The sequence below is a fragment of the Micromonospora sp. NPDC049559 genome (assembly GCF_040676675.1).
Classification (GTDB): domain Bacteria; phylum Actinomycetota; class Actinomycetes; order Mycobacteriales; family Micromonosporaceae; genus JBFAPK01.
Genome location: NZ_JBFAPK010000020.1, coordinates 63,612 through 81,724 on the forward strand (window position 1 = coordinate 63,612; position 18,113 = coordinate 81,724).

Below are 18,113 nucleotides of genomic sequence, written 5' to 3' on the forward strand. Positions count from 1 at the left end.
TCCGCCGAGACGAGGAACGGACGGGATGACTACACGCGGTCGGACGGGCCTTCTGCACCACGCGCTAGCTCTGCGCGCCCGCGCGGCGGCAGCGGCCGTCACCGGCTCGGTACTGGTCGCCATGGCCGGCGGCTGCACCGAGTCCCGGGACGGCGGCGCCGACCCGGCCGTGCCGGGCAGCGGCGGCGAGGTGGCCGGTACGTCGGTGGAGGATGTGCCCGCGGCTGTGCGCGGCCCGGCGCTGCCCGGTACGGACCTCTTCCTCGACCCGGACAGCCCGGCGGCCGAGGAGGTGACCGAGTTGACCGCGGCCGGGCGGCCCGACGACGCGCGGGAGGTCGGCAAGATCGCGGCCCGCCCGGTGGCGCACTGGCTCACCGACCCGGACCCGGGCAGGATCCGCGCCGAGGCAGCGGACCTGGTGGTACAGGCCGAACGGCGCAAACAGATGCCGGTACTGGTGATCTATTACATTCCGAAGCGGGACTGCGGCAGCTACTCCGCGGGCGGCGCGCCCGACGGCGCCGCGTACCGGCGGTGGGTGCACGCGGTCGCCGCCGGCATCTCCGGGCACCCCGCCACCGTCGTGGTGGAGCCGGACGCGGTCGCCCAGACGCTGGACGCCTGCAGGGCGGTACGGGACGAGCGGCTCCGGCTGCTCGGCGAGGCGATCTCGGTGCTCCGGCGGGCGGGCGCCCGGATCTACCTGGACGCCGGCAACCCGGACTGGATCAAGGACATCGGGGCGCTGGCCGGCGCGCTGCGCGCGGCCGGGATCGAACAGGCGGACGGCTTCGCCCTCAACGTGTCGAACTTCGTCAGCACCGAGGCGAACGTCGGCTACGGCAACCGGCTCTCGGACGCGCTGGGCGGCGCCCACTTCGTCGTCGACACCAGCCGCAACGGCAACGGCCCGTGGTCGGGCGCGGGCGGCACGGGTACGGCCCCGAACTGGTGCAACCCGCCGGGGCGGGCGCTCGGCACGGCGCCGACGACGCGTACCGGTCTGCCGCGGGTTGACGCGTTGCTGTGGGTGAAGCGGCCCGGTGAGTCGGACGGGGCCTGCCGGCCGGGTGAGCCGCCGGCCGGCCAGTGGTGGGCCGAGTACGCGCTGGACCTGGCCCGCCGCTCCAACTGAGCGAGTCCCGGACTGCCGGAACGGGGCCCCGTCGCGCGGACGAGGGCCCCGTTCCGGCGGTACGGCTCGTCAGCGGACCAGGACCCACTTGGCGGTCGACGGTACGCCGCGCCGGTCGGTCACGAAGAGCATGTAGTAGCCCGGCGGCAGCACCGCCGGCTCCTTCGGGATGGTCAGCTCGATCCGGTCGCCGATCCGGCGCAGGTCGAGCCCGACCGAACGCTGCTCCACGTTGGTCGCGTGGGTCACCGCGCTGGGCCGGATCAGTCGGGCGGTCGCGATTCCGTTGCCGTTGTCCGAGACCCCGTACTGGACGGTCCTGCCGCGCTGCACGGCCGCCGGCCCGTCCCCGATCGTCGGCCGGGCGCCCTGGTAGAGGTAGGCGGGGGTGTAGATCTCCAGCCGCTGCTCGAACTCGCCCTCGACGGTGTTCTGCTTGTTCTTGAAGAGCGGGTCGGAGCCCATCGTCATGACCCGGCCGTCGGGCAGCAGCAGCGCCTCGCTGTGGTAGTCGCGTCCCACGGTGGGGTCGGCCGCGTACGACAGCGAGTTGGTCTCGGGGTGGTAGATGCGGGCGGTGTGGTTGTCGCTGTCGCCCTTGCCGCGGTAGCCCTTGGAGCCGCCGGTGATGAGCGTGGTGTCGTCCGGCAACTGGACCAGGTTGGGGTAGCGCGTCCCCTCGGGCAGCGACGGCCCCGGCGTGAAGTGCGGGTTGCGGTCGGTCAGCCGGATGATGTCGATCCGCCCGGTCGAACGGTTCGACTCGCCCACCCCGCCGCCGCCGACCACCATGATCTTCTGGTCCTGCACCGGCCCGACCCAGCCGGAGCCGCTGGTCTCCAGCAGGTCGGGGTCGCGCAGCCCCGGTACCGGCTGGAAGGTGTTGTCGCCGAGGTTCCAGAAGCCGGGCTCGCGGCCCTTGTCGGCCGGGCCGTAGCCGGCGTTGGAACCGCTGTAGAAGAGCCGGTCCGCGGTCGCGGTCTGGAACAGCGCCGGGTACGTCGGGAAGTAGCGGGCCAGGTCCGGCCGGACCGTCCACTTCTTGGTCTTCGGGTCGTAGATCTCGTTCTGCGTACCGTCGACGACCTCGCCCTTGCCGTCCAGACCGGAGGTGGCGAGCACCTTGCCGTCGTCGAGCCCGGTCAGCGTCGGGTACCAGCGCTTCTCCGACATGTCGTCGACCCGCTCGTACTGCTCGGTGCGCGGGTTGAACTCGTAGGTCTCCTTGCGCCCCTGGAAGTCCTGCTTGTCGAGGCTCATCCGGTCGGAGAGCCCGTAGATGTTGCGGGCGTCGTCGCCGGTCAGGCCCGTGACGGTGTACTGCGTCTGCCGGGTGCTGATCGACTGGCCGCCCGGCTCGACCGCGTCCACCCAGAGCGTGGTCTGGCTCGCGGTGACCAGGGCCGGGCCGTTCTTCCGCAGGGTCTTCGTCGCGGGCGGGACGGTGAACTCGGCGGCGGCCCGGTACCGCTTGCCGTTCGGCGCCACGAACTCCGTGCCCTTCGGGAAGGTGCGCGCCGCCCCGTCGGGGGACTCGTTCTTGACCACCATCGTGCCGCCGGCGTACTTCACGTCGGCCTTCAGCACCTCGTACCGGAGCGTGCCGCCGGCGACGAGCAGCTTGCCGTCGGGCAGGAACGCGTGCCCCGCGCAGAAGAGGTCCGTCGGGGTCGGCACGAGCTTGGTCCGCCCGGTGTTCGGGTCGTAGACCAGCGTCTTGAAGGTGCCCGCGTCGAACTGCGCCTGGTCGTTGCCGGAGCCCGCGATGATCAGGAGCTTGCCGGTGTCCAGCAGCGCGGCGTGGATCGCGTTGACGCGTACCGCCGGCGGCAGCTCGACGACCTGCCAGAACCCGTACCTGGCCTTGTACTCCGCACTGTTGATCTCACGATCGTGGGCGTAGTCCGAGGCGAAGGAGTAGATCGGCGGGGTGTTCGCGCCGATCACCACGGCGGCGGCCAGTGCCTTCAACAGGAAACGCTTACGCAGCCGGCGACCGTCTCGGTGTTTCATCAACATCTCTCCGTCCGACGCCGAGCACCCTAAGGGGCGCGGCATCGTACGGGCAATCGGGCCCGTCCGCCTCCCGGCGCGGTCGTATGCGCCGCCCGTGCGGGCCGGGCTGGCCAACTGCGGAAAGGACGGCCCGCACGGGCCGGCGGCCGGCGCGGGCACGCCGCGGGGGAGACGAGGATCACGCCGGGCCGGATCGGGGCGCGTCCGGGCCGCCGGTCAGGTCACTCGGCGCCGGTCACCACGCGGTACGCGTCCTCGATCCGCGCGGCCAGGGTGACCTCGCCCTCGGTGATCGCGTCGCCGTCGCGGGCGCCGACCCGGATCTGCGTGTGCCCGTCGAGCCGGCGGATCTCGGGGCGCAGGTGCAGCGCGTCCGACACCACCTTGATCCGCTCGGTCAGCGCCGCGTGCTGCGCGTCGTCCAGCAGCAGGGTGCGCTTCAGTTGCCGGTCCTCGCGCGTCCAACCATCCAGCAGGGCCAACGCGTCGCTCAGGTAGTCGCCCTTGGGCCGGCTGCTCCAGAGCGCACGCATCATCGCACCTCCCAGGCGTCGTTGCCGGCTTGTGGCCAAATCGTCGCCATCCCGTGTCTTGGTCGGTGCTCCCTAGTCTTTCGTCGGCCGACTGCTTGTGTCCACGCCCACACTTCCTTCTCTTGTTGACCGTGGGGACAGCGGAGCCACCCGAACCGCCGATTCATCTGGCACCCTTGACGCCCGTGCACACCGAAAGGTCGAGTAGCGGCGGGCGGGACGAGCGATCCGGGCAGTCGCGCCAGCGGGAACCGCGGGTGGTGGTCGGCGCGGCCATCATCGCGGCGGGGAAGGTGCTGGCCTGCGCTCGGGCAAATCCGCCCGAAGTGGCCGGAATGTGGGAGTTCCCGGGCGGCAAGGTCGAGCCGGGCGAGAGCGACGCCGTCGCGCTGGTGCGCGAGTGCGCCGAGGAACTCGCGGTACGGGTGAGCGTCGGCGACCGGCTCGGTCCGGACGTACCGCTGGGGCACGGCCGGTCGGTGCTGCGCGTCTACACCGCGGCGCTGCTCGGCGACGACCGGCCGCGGCCCCTGGAGCACTCCGACCTGCGCTGGCTCGGCCCCGACGAACTGGAGAGCGTGACCTGGCTGCCGGCGGACCGGCCCATCGTCGCGGCGCTGCGCCCGCTGCTGGAAGGTTCCCCCGACGCCTGAACGGCTACGGTCCGCGTCGGTGGAGAAGCGAAAAGTGCTCGCCGGAAGGCGACCGGTACCGGGCCGGCGACGGTCCGCCTCCGCTGGGCGCCGTCCGTCGGCTGGAACGGTACGGAACAGGGGTCGCCGGCCGGAACCGGCGACCCCTGTCGCGTTGATGCCGGAAATCAGTCCTTCTGCTCCGGGTGGGCGTAGTTCAGATTGTCGGCGGGCAGCGGGAAGGTCACGTCGTCGCCGAAGGGCGAGGGCGCGGCCGGCCGGTCGGCCGTGAACTCGCTGATCGGCAACCGGCCCCGCTCGTCCACCGGCGGCGCCTGGGGCGCGGGGACCTGGCGGTGCCAGTTCACGCCCCGCTCGGCCTCGACCTCCGCGTGCGGGTCGTGCGAACGACCCGCGTGCGAGTGGATATTGGGCCCGGTGTCCGGATCGACGCGCGCGGCGCCGGCCTGGTCACTCTCGGACTGACCCCGTCGGAAGATTTTGCTGCCCAGCCACACAATTGGATCGTACCTGCGGTCGACGACGCGTTCCTTCATGGGGATGATGGCGTTGTCGGTGATCTTGATGTGCTCGGGGCAAACCTCGGTGCAGCACTTGGTGATGTTGCAGTATCCGAGGCCCTGCGACGCCTGGGCGTACTCCTTGCGGTCCGTCTTGGTGTCGAGCGGGTGCATGTCCAGCTCGGCGGCGCGGATGAAGAAGCGCGGCCCGGAGAAGGCCGGCTTGTTCTCCTCGTGGTCACGAACCACGTGACAGGTGTTCTGGCACAGGAAGCACTCGATGCACTTGCGGAACTCCTGCGAGCGCTCGACGTCGACCTGCTTCATCCGGTACTGGCCGGGCGCCACGTCCTGCGGCGGGGCGAACGCCGGGGTCTCCCGGGCCTTCTCGTAGTTGAACGAGACGTCGGTGACCAGGTCCCGGATGACGGGAAACGTCCGCAACGGGGTGATCGTCACGGTCTCGGACTCTTCGAAGGTCGACATCCGGGTCATGCAGCCCAGCCGCGGCATGCCGTTGATCTCCATGGAGCAGGAGCCGCACTTGCCCGCCTTGCAGTTCCACCGGCACGCGAGGTCGGGCGCCTGGGTGGCCTGCAGCCGGTGGATGACGTCGAGGACGACCTCGCCCTCGTTGACCTCGACCTGGTAGTCCGCGAGGTCGCCGCCGGTCTCGTCGCCGCGCCAGACCCGGAAGGTGCGTGTCGTGCCCATTACTTGCTCGCCTCCTCAGCGAGAGCGTCCTGCGCGAGCGCGTCGAAGTCGGCGAGTTCCTCGTCGGTCAGGTACTTCGCCAGCTCGGTACGGTCGAAGAGCTTGATCAGTTCGGGGCGCATCTTCGGCAGCGGCTTGTGCTCCAGCCGCACCTTCTCCCCGTCGAGCGAGCAGATCAGGTTCACCTGACGCCACGTCGGCTGCATGGTCGGGAAGTCCTCGCGGGTGTGGCCACCCCGGGACTCCTCCCGCTCCAGCGCGGCCTTGGCGGTGCACTCCGAGACCACCAGCATGTTGCGCAGGTCCAGGGCGAGGTGCCAGCCCGGGTTGTAGCGGCGCCCGCCGGCCACGGCGACCTTGGCCACCCGCTCCCGCAGCTGGGCGAGGCGGACCAGCGCGTCCTCCAGCTCGCCGCGGCGCCGGATGATGCCGACCAGGTCGCCCATGACCGCCTGGAGGTCCTGCTGCAACCGGTACGGGCTCTCGCCCTCGGTACGCGCCAGCGGGGCCAGCGCCCGCTCCACGGCCTGCTTGACGTCGGCGGTACGGACCTGCGGCCGGTGCGCCACCTCGTCGACGTACGCGGCCGCGTACTGTCCCGACCGCTTGCCGAAGACCAGCAGGTCGCTCAGGGAGTTGCCGCCGAGCCGGTTCGAACCGTGCATGCCGCCGGAGACCTCGCCGGCGGCGAAGAGCCCCTGCACGTGCCCGGCCGCCGCGCCGGTGTCCGGGTCGACCTCGACGCCGCCCATCACGTAGTGGCAGGTCGGCCCGACCTCCATCGGCTCCTTGGTGATGTCGACGTCGGCCAGCTCCTTGAACTGGTGGTACATCGACGGCAGGCGCCGCTTGACCTCCTCGGCCGGCAGCCGGCTCGCGATGTCGAGGTAGACGCCGCCGGCGGGCGTACCCCGGCCGGCCTTGACCTCGGCGTTGATCGCGCGGGCGACCTCGTCGCGGGGGAGCAGCTCCGGCGGGCGCCGGTTGTTGTCCGGGTCGCTGTACCAGCGGTCCGCCTCCTCCTCGGTCTCCGCGTACTGCTTGCGGAAGACGTCGGGGACGTAGTTGAACATGAACCGCTTGCCCTCGGAGTTCTTCAGCACCCCGCCGTCGCCGCGGACCGACTCGGTGACCAGGATGCCCTTCACCGACGGCGGCCAGACCATGCCGGTCGGGTGGAACTGGAGGAACTCCATGTTGATCAGGGTCGCGCCGGCGCGCAGCGCGAGCGCGTGGCCGTCGCCGGTGTACTCCCAGGAGTTCGAGGTCACCTTGTACGAGCGGCCGACCCCGCCGGTCGCGAGCACCACGGCCGGCGCCTCGAAGAGCACGAACTCGCCGGACTCGCGGTAGTAGCCGAACGCCCCCGCGACCCGGTGCTCCCCGTCGAGCAGCAGCTCGGTGATGGTGGTCTCGGCGAAGACCTTGATCCGGGCCTCGTAGTCGCCGTACTCGCGCTTGTCCTCCTGCTGCAACGAGACGATCTTCTGCTGCAGGGTACGGATCAGCTCCAGGCCGGTACGGTCACCGACGTGCGCCAGCCGCGGGTACTCGTGGCCGCCGAAGTTGCGCTGCGAGATCTTGCCGTCCTTGGTGCGGTCGAAGAGCGCACCGTAGGTCTCCAGCTCCCAGATCCGCTGCGGCGACTCCTTCGCGTGCAGCTCGGCCATCCGGAAGTTGTTCAGGAACTTGCCGCCGCGCATGGTGTCGCGGAAGTGGACCTGCCAGTTGTCCCGGCTGTTCACGTTTCCCATCGCCGCCGCGGCGCCGCCCTCGGCCATCACCGTGTGGGCCTTGCCGAAGAGCGACTTCGAGATGATGGCGGTGCGCTTGCCCGCGAGCCGGGCCTCGATCGCCGCGCGCAGACCCGCCCCGCCGGCCCCGATCACGACCACGTCGTAGTGGTGCCGCTCCACCCGGTTGGGTGTCGATTCTTGAGTAGACATATCCAGGCCCTTAGTTGATGAACCGCAGGTCGCTGATCCAGTTGGCATCGAGCGCCATGATGTAGAAATCGGTGAAGGCCAGCGTGCCGAGCGTGATCCAGGCGAGCTGCATGTGCCGGACGTTGAGCTTGGAGACGAAGGTCCAGAAGCGGTAGCGCACCGGGTGCTTGGAGAAGTGCTTCAGCCGGCCGCCGGCGATGTGCCGGCAGGAGTGGCAGGAGAGCGTGTACGCCCAGAGCATGACCACGTTGCCGACGAGGATCACGTTGCCGAGACCGAAGCCGAACTCGTCGCCGCTGCGGAAGGCGAGCACGGCGTCCCAGGTGTTGATCACCGAGATGATGGCGGCGGCGTAGAAGGCGTACCGGTGGGCGTTCTGGAAGATCAGCGGGAAGCGGGTCTCACCCGAGTAGGTCTTGTGCCCGTCCGGGACCGCGCAGGCCGGCGGGGAGAGCCAGAACGCGCGGTAGTACGCCTTGCGGTAGTAGTAGCAGGTCAACCGGAACAGCAGCAGGAAGGGCAGGGTCAGCGCGGCGTCCGGGATGATCCACCAGCCCGGCAGGATCCGGCCGAAGTGCGCCGCCTCGGGCACGCACCGCTCCGTGACGCAGGGGGAGTAGAACGGCGTCAGGTAGTGGTGCTCGTCCACCCAGTACCACTTGTGCATGAAGACCCGGACCGTCGCGTACGTGACCCACGCACCGAGCCCGACCACCGTGATCAGCGGGGCGAACCACCAACGGTCGGTGCGCAACGTCTTCGCTGCGATCGCGGCGCGTTCCCGCGCGCCATGCGCCTGTCCGGCCGTTAAGGTGGCCGACCTCGTTGTCATGTTTCACGTCTCCCTGGCGGGGCCCGCGCTTGCTGGCGGGCACGGATGGTTCCGGTACGGATGCGCCGGGGCAGGAGTCACCGCAGGCGCGCCACCCTGCGCGTTCCATACCTGCGTCGGACGGCTCCGGCGCAGTTCGGTGCACACGTTACGCCGCGCCAACCCTCCGACGCGCAAGGGAGTGTCGCGTGTGTCCCTCGGGTTACGAAAGTCCCGACGCTCGATCCGATGCCCGATGTGGAGAACCTCACTCACCTGCGGACATCGGAAGCGGATCTTTTCCGGGGAGTCCCGCCCGTCGGTGACGGGCCGTCAGAGGTCGGGCGCGCCCAACCGCCGGCCGGCCCCCGCGCACGACTGCGGCCCGTGCGGCAGCTGTTCGAGCACCGGGCGCCCCTGACGGTCACGGGGTGCGACGAAGAACGCGGGAGCCCCGCTGCGCACCTGGCGGTCGAGCGCGTCGGCGTACGCGTCGCGCGCGCCGATCAGCCGGCGCCAGTCGTCCAGCCAGCCGGCCACGCCCCGACCCGCCTCGCCGGGCCGCCCGTTGTCGTCGCCGTCGCCCGCCACCCGATCCTGCAGCTGCTCGATCTCGGCGAGGAACGGCTGCGTGGCGGCGTTCTCCGCGCGGATGGCCGTCGCCCGCTGCGCCGGACCGGCGGCGGCGCCGGGCGGGGCCAACCGGTTGAGGCGGCGCTCCAGTTCGAGGCAGGCCAACTGGGTGCGGGAACGCACCTCGCGGCGCTGCTCGGCGGCGTTCGCCACGTGCCCGAGGGCCACGGCGACCGTACCGATCCCGCCGCAGAAGAGCAGGACCAGGACGGTACCGGCCGCCGCGCCGCCGATCAGCCGGCGGCGTCGCCGCCGCGCCCCGTCGTCCCGGGCGCCGCCCGAGGGCGGCGTCTCGTCGTCGCCGCCGGAGCCGGCCTCCGGGTCGTCCCCGGTCGAGCCGCTCGACCCGGTCGAGTCGGTCGAGCCGCCGGCGGCGGCGGCGAATAGGTCCGAAAAGTCGGAATGCGCGAATCCGGTCGACCCGCTCGATCCTGACCCCGACGCGCTCGACTCCGCGCCGGAGGTCTCCGACCCGGTTTCCGCGCCGGTCGAGTCGCCCGGACGCGTGCCCGCGTCCGGCAGGTCGAGGAAGCTGAAGTCGCGGATGCGGTCGGTACCCGTCGGCAGGCTCACGGTCTCGGCGCCCGGGTCCTCGCGATCGTCCACAGAGGAGCTTCGGTACGTCGTGGAACTGGGCAGACCGGTCGACGTCTCCGCGCTCGGAAACGCCGCCGACACCTCCGCGTCGGCGGGCGGGGCCGACATCGGCGCCGCCGGGAACGCGGTCGAGAGGTCGAAACCGTTGTGCTTACGGTCGTCGGGTCCGCCGATGGCGGCGGACCGGTCGTCGCCGGTGGGAGTCGTCGGGTCCGTCACGTCGCACAGTCAAGCATCCCCGCCCCACCCCGACACCACGCACTGCCGGCGTTCGGCGGGTAGCGGTTGGGGGTGGGGACCCGCAAGCCACGGTTGGTGGGGCCCGCCGTGCCCGGCGAAGACATCAAGCGTGACGGGCTGAGCCGGGTATGGCGGGCCCCACCCCCACCGCGACCGGGACGGCCTACCCCGACGCGCCGCCCGTGAAGTTCCACGACGCCAGCCGCAGCGCCGGCGCCGTCCACCACGCGGTGTCCCACCCGTCGGCGTGCATCACCGAGTGCGTGCCGACGCCGAGTACCGCGCCCGGCGCCAGCGCCTTCGGGTACGACTGGGTGAAGCGGAAGTTGCGCACCGCCGTGGTGACCTCACCGTCCTCGATCAGCCACACCCCGTTGCGGGTCAGCCCGGTGATCACCAGGCTCTTCGGGTCGAGCACCCGGGTGTACCAGAGATCGGTGACGAGCAGCCCGCGGCGTACCCGCGCCACCAGCGCGGCGGTGGCCGAGTCCGCCACCGGGCCGGAGACCTCCGTGGGGGCGCCGCCGCCGTCCACAGCGGACGGTTCCAGCCGCAGGTTCAGCGCCATCGGCCCCCAGTTGCCCCGCTCGCTGGTCGAGTGCCCGGTCGACGCGACGCCCGCCTCGGCCGCGGTACGCCGGTCGTGGGCCACGGCGCGGGTGACGCCCCGCTCCACCAGCGCCATCCGGCGCCGCGGCGTGCCCTCGGCGTCGTACGGCAGCCCCGGGGTGCCCGGCGCGTCGTCGACCAGCGTGATCGCCGGGTCGAACTGCCGCTCGCCGGGCGCGGCGAAGGACTGCCGCTCGTTGTGGATGCGGCCGTTGAAGCCGTACGCGGAGAGGTTGTGCAGGAGGTCGGCGACCGCGCTGGGCTCCAGCACCACCTCGTACCGGTCCGGTGGCAGTTCGACCGGGGCCGCGCCGGCCCGCGCCTTGACGGCCGCCCGGGCGCCGAGCACCGCCCCGTCCAGGTCGGCGAGGCGGGCGGAGGCGAGCCGGGCGACGCCGTCGACCCCGCCGAACCGGGCGATCCCGTCCAGCGCCGCCTCGGCGACCCGGTCGCCGGCCGACTGACCGGCGGTGTTGGCGAACCCGCCGGAGCGGTAGAGCGTACGGCAGTAGCCGGCCGTCTCCAGGCCGTTCGCGGCCTCGACGAAGGCGCGTACCCGCTCGGCGCGCTCGTCGGGCGACGCCTGCGCGGTCGCCTCGTCGCAGTCGCCGGCCCCGGGTGCCGGCGCGGGCGGGGCCAGCCCCGGCCACTTCGGGTCGAGCGGGCCGAGCCGCGCCGCCGCGACCGTACGCTCCACCAGGTCGCGCAGGCCGTCGTCGCCCGTGAGCGTGGTCGAGGCCGCGGCCGTACGCCCGTCCAGGTGCAGCCGGAGCGCCACGGTCGTGGTCGCCTCGGCGACGTTCTGGTGGATGTACGAGTTGGCGAAGCGGGTCAACGCCAACTCCTTGCGTACGGCGTTGACCTCGGCCTCGGCGCTCGGCCCGGCGGCGCGCCGGACCAGCTCCACGACCCGTCCGGCCAGGTCGAGCTCGCTGCTCATCCGTCCCCCGTTTCTCGATCTGGATTGACGCTCACCCGTGCCCGCCTTTCGTTCGCGACTGCGGGGCTCGCAAACCCGGCTCGCTCCTCGCGCTCACCCTCGTACCCCGACGCGGACGTTGCGGAAGCGGGCCGGCGCGGCCGGGTGTCCGGTGTGGCCGACCTGGCCGGGCTGGCCCTTGCCGCAGTTCGGGGTGCCCCAGGCGACGGTCTCGGAGGAGAGCATGTCCATCGAGCGCCAGAAGAGCGGGCCGATGCCGGTGTACGTGGGGTTGCGCAGCATGCGGCCCCGGCGGCCGTTCTTGATCTCCCAGCCGATCTCGCAGCCGAACTGGAAGTTGAGCCGCTTGTCGTCGATCGACCAGGAGCGGTTCATGTCCATCAGGACGCCGTCGTCGGTGGCGGCGATCATCTCGTCCAGCGTGTGCGGGCCGGGTTCGAGGCCGACGTTGGTCATCCGCACCATCGGCAACCGGGCCCAGCCGTCCGACCGTACGCTGCCGGCGTAGTCGAGGCCGGCGGCGGCGGCCGAGTCCCGGCCGGCCAGTACGCCCACCCAGCGGCCGTTGCGCACCGCGTCCCGCCTGGCGGCCGGCGTCCCCTCGTCGTCGAAGCCGAAGCTGCCGAGCGCGCCGGGGATGGTCGGGTCGATCGTGATGTTCATCAGCTCGGAGCCGTAGCGGAGGCTGCCGAGCTGGTTCAGGTCGAGCCAGGAGGTGCCGGCGTAGGCGGCCTCCCAGCCGAGGATCCGGTCCAGCTCGATCGCGTGCCCGACCGACTCGTGGATCTGCAGCGCCATCTGCTCGCCGCCGAGGATCAGCGTGGTCTCGGTCGCGGGGCAGAGCGGGGCGGTGACCAGCTCGCGTGCCTCCTCGGCGATCCGGGCGGCGTGGGCCGGCAGGTCCAGCGAGTCGACCAGTTCCCAGCCTCGGGTGCCGTACTGCCCCCGGTAGCTCGGGTAGGAGCGGCGCTGGCTTTCGCCGTCGCCGATGACGGTCGCCGAGATGCCGCCGCCGCACTCCCGGATGTGCTGGTCGACGCGGTGCCCCTCGCTGGAGACGAACCACTTGCCGGTGTCCCAGATCTGGTACAGCCCCTCGGCCAGGTCGGCGCCGTGCTCACCCATCGTGCGGGTGGCGTGCACCAGCAGGTCGCCCTTTGCCGACAGCGCCACCGAGAGCGGGTCGGTCTCGCAGGGCGACGCCCAGGAATCGGTCACCGGGGTCGCGGGCACCAGGTCCCAGCCCGCGCGTTCGGCGGGGCCGCCCGGTCCGCCGGGTCGGGGCGCGACCAGCGCGCTCGCCGCCGCGATCCGGGCCGCGCGGGTGCCGGCGTCACGGGCCGCGGCGTCGGACAGATCGGGTACGGCGTAGAAGCCCCAGCCGGAGCCGACCAGCGCCCGTACGCCGATCCCGGCGTCCTCGGACTGGGTCGACGACTCGATCTCGCCGTTGCGGGCGGACATCGACTCGTACCGGCGGTGCATCACCCGTGCGTCGGCGTAGCGGGCGCCCGCGTCGAGCGCGGCCTGTACCGCGGCCGTGGCGACGTCGAAGTGAGTCATGATCAAACCCTATGCGACCGGGGGCGCGCTGTCAGTCCGCGCGCAGACGAGCGCATACGGGCGGGCCGATCGGGCCCCAGGGTGGGCGCGCGGGTCAGGGCAGGAGGGCCTCGGGGCGCAGCGTCGCCTCGACCGGCTCGGTGAGGTGCAGCGTCTCGCCGGGCTTGGCCACCGACTCCTCCGCGTAGTGGCCGTCGCGCAGCCGGTACAGGTGCAGCGTGCCGGTCTCCTGCTCGACCAGCAGGTACCACGGGATGTGGGCGGTCGCGTAGTAGTGCATCTTGAGCACCTTGTCCGCCGCCGCGTCGCCCGGCGAGGTGATCTCGCAGACCAGCCGTACCGCGGCGGCGTCGACGACCAGCTCGTCGAGGTCGACCTGGCCGGTGATGACCAGGTCGGGGATGACGATCCGACCCGGGCGGAGCCGTACGTTGACGGCGGTGAGCACATGCGGGTCCGCGCCGTGGGCCACGGTCGCGAGGATCTCGGAGATTCGTCCGAGGACGGCCTGGTGACGGAGCGATCCTGCGGCACTCAGGAGAAGGCCGCCATCGAGGAGTTCGACGCGTTCTGGGGTCTCACCGAGCGCGAGGTATTCCTCCTCGGTCCACGGCCCACCGTGCCCGAACACCGCCGAGGTCATCGTCACCTCCGACTCGACTCGACGCCGAGTCTCCCATACGGTTCCGGTCGGACGGGTGTGCTCGGCGGGTACCGCCGCCGTGTCGCGTACCGCGATCGACGGGCCGGACAGGAGTTCTTGAATGCGGTGATGAGCTGCGAACATGCTTGATACGCAGTCGTTACGGCGGCCCCGCTGACAAGCCCGCGTTTGTAGCTTATTTTCAGCCTTCAAACCCTGCTGTAGGTTCTCTTCGGCGTTCGCATCCCGTCGCAGTCCGTGACCAGCGGGGATTCGCCCACCGGCAGGAAGAGGGAGGCGACGTGGAAGAACCGGCATCGGTGCCGTCCGGAGCGGACGACGCGGCGACGCGTACCGACGCGCCGACGGTACCCGCGCCGCGGGAGAGCGCGGAGTCGGCGCCGTACCTGCGCGTCCACGACCTGCGGGTGCGCTTCGACACCGAGGACGGAGTGGTACGCGCGGTCGACGGCGTCTCGTTCAGCGTGGAGCGCGGACGGACGCTGGGCATCGTGGGCGAGTCCGGCTCGGGCAAGAGCGTGACCAGCCTGGCCGTGCTCGGCCTGCACAATCCCCGGCGCACGAGCATCAGCGGGCAGATCCTGCTCGGCGGCCGGGAACTCGTCGGCCGCCCCGAGGAGGAGATCCGCAAGCTGCGCGGCCGGGACATGGCCATGATCTTCCAGGATCCGCTCTCCGCGCTGCATCCCTATTACACGGTGGGCCGGCAGATCGCCGAGGCGTACCGGGTGCACCATCCGGAGGCCGGGCGCCGGGCCGCCCGGCAGCGGACCATCGAGATGCTCGACCGGGTCGGCATCCCGCAGGCGGCCCGGCGCGCCGACCAGTACCCGCACGAGTTCTCCGGCGGTATGCGCCAGCGCGCGATGATCGCGATGGCGCTGGTCAACAACCCCGAGCTGCTGATCGCGGACGAGCCCACCACCGCCCTCGACGTCACCGTGCAGGCGCAGATCCTCGACCTGCTGGCCGACCTCCAGGCCGAGTTCAACTCCGCGATCATCATGATCACGCACGATCTCGGCGTGGTCAGCCAGGTCGCCGACGACGTGCTGGTCATGTACGGCGGACGGGCGGTCGAGCACGGCAGCGTCGAGCAGGTGCTGCGGCGCCCGCAGCACCCGTACACCTGGGGGTTGCTCTCCAGCGTGCCGTCGCTGCACGGCGAGGCGGACGCGGACCTGGTGCCGATCGCCGGCAACCCGCCCAGCCTGATCAACCTGCCGTCCGGCTGCGCGTTCCACCCCCGCTGCCGGTACGCCGCCGGCACCGGCGGACGCTCCGGCCGCGAGGTACCGGAGCTGCTGCCGACGGGGGAGAGCGGGCACCTGGTGGCGTGCCACCTGGCGGAGGCGGACCGCAAGCGGATCTACGCGGAGGAGATCGCCCAGGTGGGAGTGGCCCGATGAGTGAGAACGTGTCGACCGCGACCGCGACCGCGCCGGCCGCCGGCGGGACGGGCGCGGCGGGCGCGACCCTGTTGCGGGTCGAGGGGCTCACCAAGCACTTCCCGGTCCGCGGTGGACTGAAGCCGGGTGGCGGCGGCGCCGTCCGAGCGGTCGACGGGCTCGACTTCGAGGTACGGGCCGGGGAGACCCTCGGGCTGGTCGGCGAGTCGGGCTGCGGCAAGACCACCACGGGGCGGATGCTGGTGCGGCTGCTGGAGCCGACCGGCGGGAAGATCGTCTTCGAGGACCGGGACATCACCCACGCCGGGCGCCGGGAGCTGCGCCCGCTGCGGCAGGACCTCCAGATCATCTTCCAGGACCCGTACGCCTCGCTGAACCCGCGCCACACGGTCGGCCGGATCGTGTCGATGCCGTTGGAGGTCAACGGCATCAAGCCGCCGGGCGGCGTGAAGCGCCGGGTGCAGGAGCTGCTGGAGCTGGTCGGGCTCAACCCCGAGCACTACAACCGGTACCCGCACGAGTTCTCCGGTGGGCAGCGGCAGCGGATCGGCATCGCCCGCGCGCTCGCGCTGCGCCCCAAGCTGATCGTGGCCGACGAGCCGGTCTCGGCGCTGGACGTCTCGATCCAGGCGCAGGTCATCAACCTGCTCCGGGACCTGCAGCGCGAGCTGGGGCTGGCCTTCGTCTTCATCGCGCACGACCTGGCCGTGGTGCGGCACTTCTGCCAGCGGGTCGCGGTGATGTACCTCGGCAAGATCGTCGAGATCGGGGACCGGACCGAGATCTACGAGCGGCCCCGGCACCCGTACACCCGGGCGCTGCTCTCGGCGATCCCGGACGTGACGCAGCTCGGCCCGGCCGGGCGCATCCGCCTCACCGGGGACGTGCCGACGCCGCTGAACCCGCCGACCGGCTGCCGGTTCCGCACCCGCTGCTGGAAGGCGCAGGACCGGTGCGCGACCGAGGAACCGGCGCTCGTGGCGCGGGACGGCGGCGCCCCGGTCGCCTGCCACTTCCCGGAATCCGGTGAGCTGCGGTGAGGGCGGTGCGGGTACGCGTCGCGGGGCGGGACGCGCGGAGCGCGGACGCTGTGGAGATCGAGGAGGTGGCGCGATGAGTCTGTCACCGGTCGAGGGCGTGGTGCTGGCCGAGACCACGCCGGTCGGCGAGGACCCGACGGGTTCCGACCGCGAGTTCGTCGGCCGCTCGCCGGGCCAGCTCGCCTGGGCCCGGCTCAAGCGGGACCGGACGGCGATGATCAGTGGTGCGGTACTGGTCTTCCTGATGATCGTCGCGATCGCGGCGCCGCTGATCGCCAGGCTGTACGGCGTGGGGCCGAACGACCAGTTCCAGGACCGGCTCGACGGCAACAGCATGCCGCTCGGCTATGTCGGCGGGATCACCGGCGACCACTGGTTCGGCCTGGAGCCGCGGCTGGGCCGGGACATCTTCATCCGCATGGTCTACGGCATGCGCACGTCGCTCTTCATCGCGTTCGCGGCGGCCCTGATCACCTCGGCCATCGGCGTCGTGCTCGGCATCCTCGCCGGGTTCCTGGGCGGCGTCGTCGACGCGGTGATCGGCTGGATCACCGACGTCGCGCTCGCGCTGCCGTTCCTCATCTTCGCGCTGGCGGTCGTACCGACGGTCGCCCTGCGCTTCTACGGCCCGCGCGACGAGGTGCCGGCGGCGTTCCAGGTGGCGGTGCTGATCGGGGTCTTCGCGGCGTTCGGCTGGACGAGCACCGCCCGGCTGGTACGCGGTCAGGTGATCTCGTTGCGCGAGCGCGAGTTCGTCGAGGCGGCGCGGGCCAGCGGGGCGGGCCTCGGGCACATGCTCTTCCGGCAGCTGCTGCCGAACATCTGGGCGCCGATCCTGGTCTCGTTCTCGCTGGCCGTGCCGTCGTACGTGACCGGCGAGGCGGCGCTGTCGTTCCTGGGCATCGGCATCCTCGAACCGACGGCGGACTTCGGTCGGATGATCTTCCAGAGCATCCCGTACCTGCAGACCGATCCGGCGTACGTCTTCTTCCCGGGCATCACGATCTTCGCCCTCGTGCTCGCCTTCAACCTCTTCGGTGACGCGCTGCGCGACGCGCTCGATCCGAAGTCGTCCCGTTAGCAGGTGTTGAGATGGCGCGATTCCTGATCCGGCGGCTGCTCGGCGCCGTACTGACGCTCTTCGCGGTGAGCGTACTGAGCTTCCTGATGTTCTTCGCGCTGCCGAAGGACCCGGTCAGCGGGATGTGTCCCAAGAACTGCAACGCCGAGCGGCTGGAGCGGGTCCGGGCCGAGCTGGGCCTGCGCGACCCGCTGGTGGTGCAGTACACGAACTACATGAAGGGCATCTTCGTCGGGCGTGACCTGGGCAGCGCGCAGGGCGGCCGGTGCGACGCCCCCTGCCTCGGCTACTCGTACGTCAACAGCGAGGCGGTCACCGACACGCTGGCCCGGGTGCTGCCGGTGACGCTGAGCATCGTGATCCCGGCGGCGGTGCTCTGGCTCGCGCTGGGCGTCGGGCTCGGGATGATATCCGCGCTGCGCCGGGGCAGCGTCCTGGACCGGCTGGCGATCGGCTTCTCGCTGACCGGGGCCTCGCTGCAGCTCTACTTCGTGGGCGCGGTGCTGCTGCTGGTCTTCTGCTACAAGCTGCGGCTGGTGCCGATCCCGAGCTACACCTCGATCTTCGACAACCCCGCGAAGTGGGCGAGCGGCCTGGTGCTCGCCTGGTGCGCGCTCGCCTTCCTCTTCTCGGCGATCTACGCCCGGCTCTCCCGGGCGCAGATGCTGGAGACGCTCTCGGAGGACTTCATCCGGACCGCGCGGGCGAAGGGCCTGGCCAAGTCCACCGTGTACGGCCGGCACGCGCTGCGGGCGGCGATCACGCCGGTGGTGACCATCGCGGGCCTGGACGTGGGCGGGGCCCTCGGCGGGACGGTGATCACCGAGACCACCTTCGGGATCCAGGGGCTGGGGCGTACCGCCGTCGACGCCGTCCGGTCGGGCGACCTGCCGACCATCATGGCGACGGTACTGATCTCGGCGTTCTTCATCGTGGTCGCCAACATCGTGGTCGACGTGCTGTACGCGGTGATCGACCCGCGGGTACGGCTGCGCTAGCGGCCGGGCCGCGCGCGGTTGCGATAGC

The 18,113-nt window shown here is 71.6% G+C and carries 15 protein-coding genes; 6 read left to right on the forward strand and 9 right to left on the reverse strand.

Going from position 1 to position 18,113, the window contains the following annotated elements:
• Window positions 1-25 precede the first annotated feature (25 nt).
• Entirely contained in the window at window positions 26-1,138 is a 1,113-nt protein-coding gene (locus AB0J86_RS21620; protein WP_363859367.1) for a glycoside hydrolase family 6 protein, read from the forward strand.
• 69 nt (window positions 1,139-1,207) lie between these two features.
• On the opposite strand, the gene AB0J86_RS21625 is transcribed toward AB0J86_RS21620, so the two are convergent.
• A complete protein-coding gene (locus tag AB0J86_RS21625) occupies window positions 1,208-3,151 on the reverse strand; it encodes a galactose oxidase-like domain-containing protein (protein WP_363859368.1) in 1,944 nt (647 codons plus the stop codon).
• A 224-nt stretch (window positions 3,152-3,375) separates the two neighbouring features.
• Complete coding sequence (locus AB0J86_RS21630) at window positions 3,376-3,687, reverse strand: 4a-hydroxytetrahydrobiopterin dehydratase (RefSeq protein ID WP_363859441.1); 312 nt, start codon at window positions 3,685-3,687, stop codon at window positions 3,376-3,378.
• Between the two features lie 185 nt (window positions 3,688-3,872).
• Here AB0J86_RS21630 and AB0J86_RS21635 point away from each other — a divergent pair, with 185 nt between their 5' ends.
• Complete coding sequence (locus AB0J86_RS21635; protein WP_363859369.1) at window positions 3,873-4,340, forward strand: (deoxy)nucleoside triphosphate pyrophosphohydrolase; 468 nt, start codon at window positions 3,873-3,875, stop codon at window positions 4,338-4,340.
• Window positions 4,341-4,507: 167 nt separating this feature from the next.
• Here the strand turns inward: AB0J86_RS21635 and AB0J86_RS21640 are convergent, their stop codons facing one another.
• The 7 genes from AB0J86_RS21640 to AB0J86_RS21670 form a co-directional block, all read right to left on the reverse strand.
• Window positions 4,508-5,554, reverse strand: a complete 1,047-nt coding sequence (locus AB0J86_RS21640; RefSeq protein ID WP_363859370.1) for a succinate dehydrogenase/fumarate reductase iron-sulfur subunit — start codon at window positions 5,552-5,554, stop codon at window positions 4,508-4,510.
• A complete protein-coding gene (locus AB0J86_RS21645; RefSeq protein WP_363859371.1) occupies window positions 5,554-7,500 on the reverse strand; it encodes a fumarate reductase/succinate dehydrogenase flavoprotein subunit in 1,947 nt (648 codons plus the stop codon). The genes AB0J86_RS21640 and AB0J86_RS21645 overlap by 1 nt, the downstream gene beginning before the upstream one ends.
• Window positions 7,501-7,510: 10 nt before the next feature.
• Window positions 7,511-8,332 (reverse strand): hypothetical protein, encoded by an 822-nt coding sequence (locus AB0J86_RS21650; protein WP_363859372.1) that lies wholly within the window; start codon window positions 8,330-8,332, stop codon window positions 7,511-7,513.
• 312 nt (window positions 8,333-8,644) lie between these two features.
• Window positions 8,645-9,760: a hypothetical protein gene (locus AB0J86_RS21655; RefSeq protein ID WP_363859373.1), complete on the reverse strand. Its 1,116-nt coding sequence runs from the start codon at window positions 9,758-9,760 to the stop codon at window positions 8,645-8,647.
• A 184-nt stretch (window positions 9,761-9,944) separates the two neighbouring features.
• Window positions 9,945-11,330: a metallopeptidase TldD-related protein gene (locus AB0J86_RS21660; RefSeq protein WP_363859374.1), complete on the reverse strand. Its 1,386-nt coding sequence runs from the start codon at window positions 11,328-11,330 to the stop codon at window positions 9,945-9,947.
• Window positions 11,331-11,423: 93 nt separating this feature from the next.
• Window positions 11,424-12,893 carry a TldD/PmbA family protein gene (locus AB0J86_RS21665; RefSeq protein ID WP_363859375.1) on the reverse strand — a complete coding sequence of 490 codons (1,470 nt, stop codon included), beginning with the start codon at window positions 12,891-12,893 and terminating at the stop codon, window positions 11,424-11,426.
• Between the two features lie 94 nt (window positions 12,894-12,987).
• Window positions 12,988-13,536, reverse strand: a complete 549-nt coding sequence (locus tag AB0J86_RS21670) for a Uma2 family endonuclease (protein ID WP_363859376.1) — start codon at window positions 13,534-13,536, stop codon at window positions 12,988-12,990.
• Between the two features lie 407 nt (window positions 13,537-13,943).
• Here AB0J86_RS21670 and AB0J86_RS21675 point away from each other — a divergent pair, with 407 nt between their 5' ends.
• From AB0J86_RS21675 to AB0J86_RS21690, 4 genes are all read left to right on the forward strand, one after another.
• Window positions 13,944-14,966, forward strand: a complete 1,023-nt coding sequence (locus tag AB0J86_RS21675) for an ABC transporter ATP-binding protein (RefSeq protein WP_363859442.1) — start codon at window positions 13,944-13,946, stop codon at window positions 14,964-14,966.
• On the forward strand, window positions 14,963-16,006 hold the full coding sequence (locus AB0J86_RS21680) for a dipeptide ABC transporter ATP-binding protein (RefSeq protein WP_363859377.1): 1,044 nt from the start codon (window positions 14,963-14,965) through the stop codon (window positions 16,004-16,006). Before AB0J86_RS21675 ends, AB0J86_RS21680 begins: the two co-directional genes overlap by 4 nt.
• Window positions 16,007-16,079: 73 nt before the next feature.
• Window positions 16,080-17,087: an ABC transporter permease gene (locus AB0J86_RS21685; RefSeq protein ID WP_363859378.1), complete on the forward strand. Its 1,008-nt coding sequence runs from the start codon at window positions 16,080-16,082 to the stop codon at window positions 17,085-17,087.
• Window positions 17,088-17,098: 11 nt separating this feature from the next.
• Window positions 17,099-18,085, forward strand: a complete 987-nt coding sequence (locus tag AB0J86_RS21690; protein WP_363859379.1) for an ABC transporter permease — start codon at window positions 17,099-17,101, stop codon at window positions 18,083-18,085.
• Window positions 18,086-18,113 lie beyond the last annotated feature (28 nt).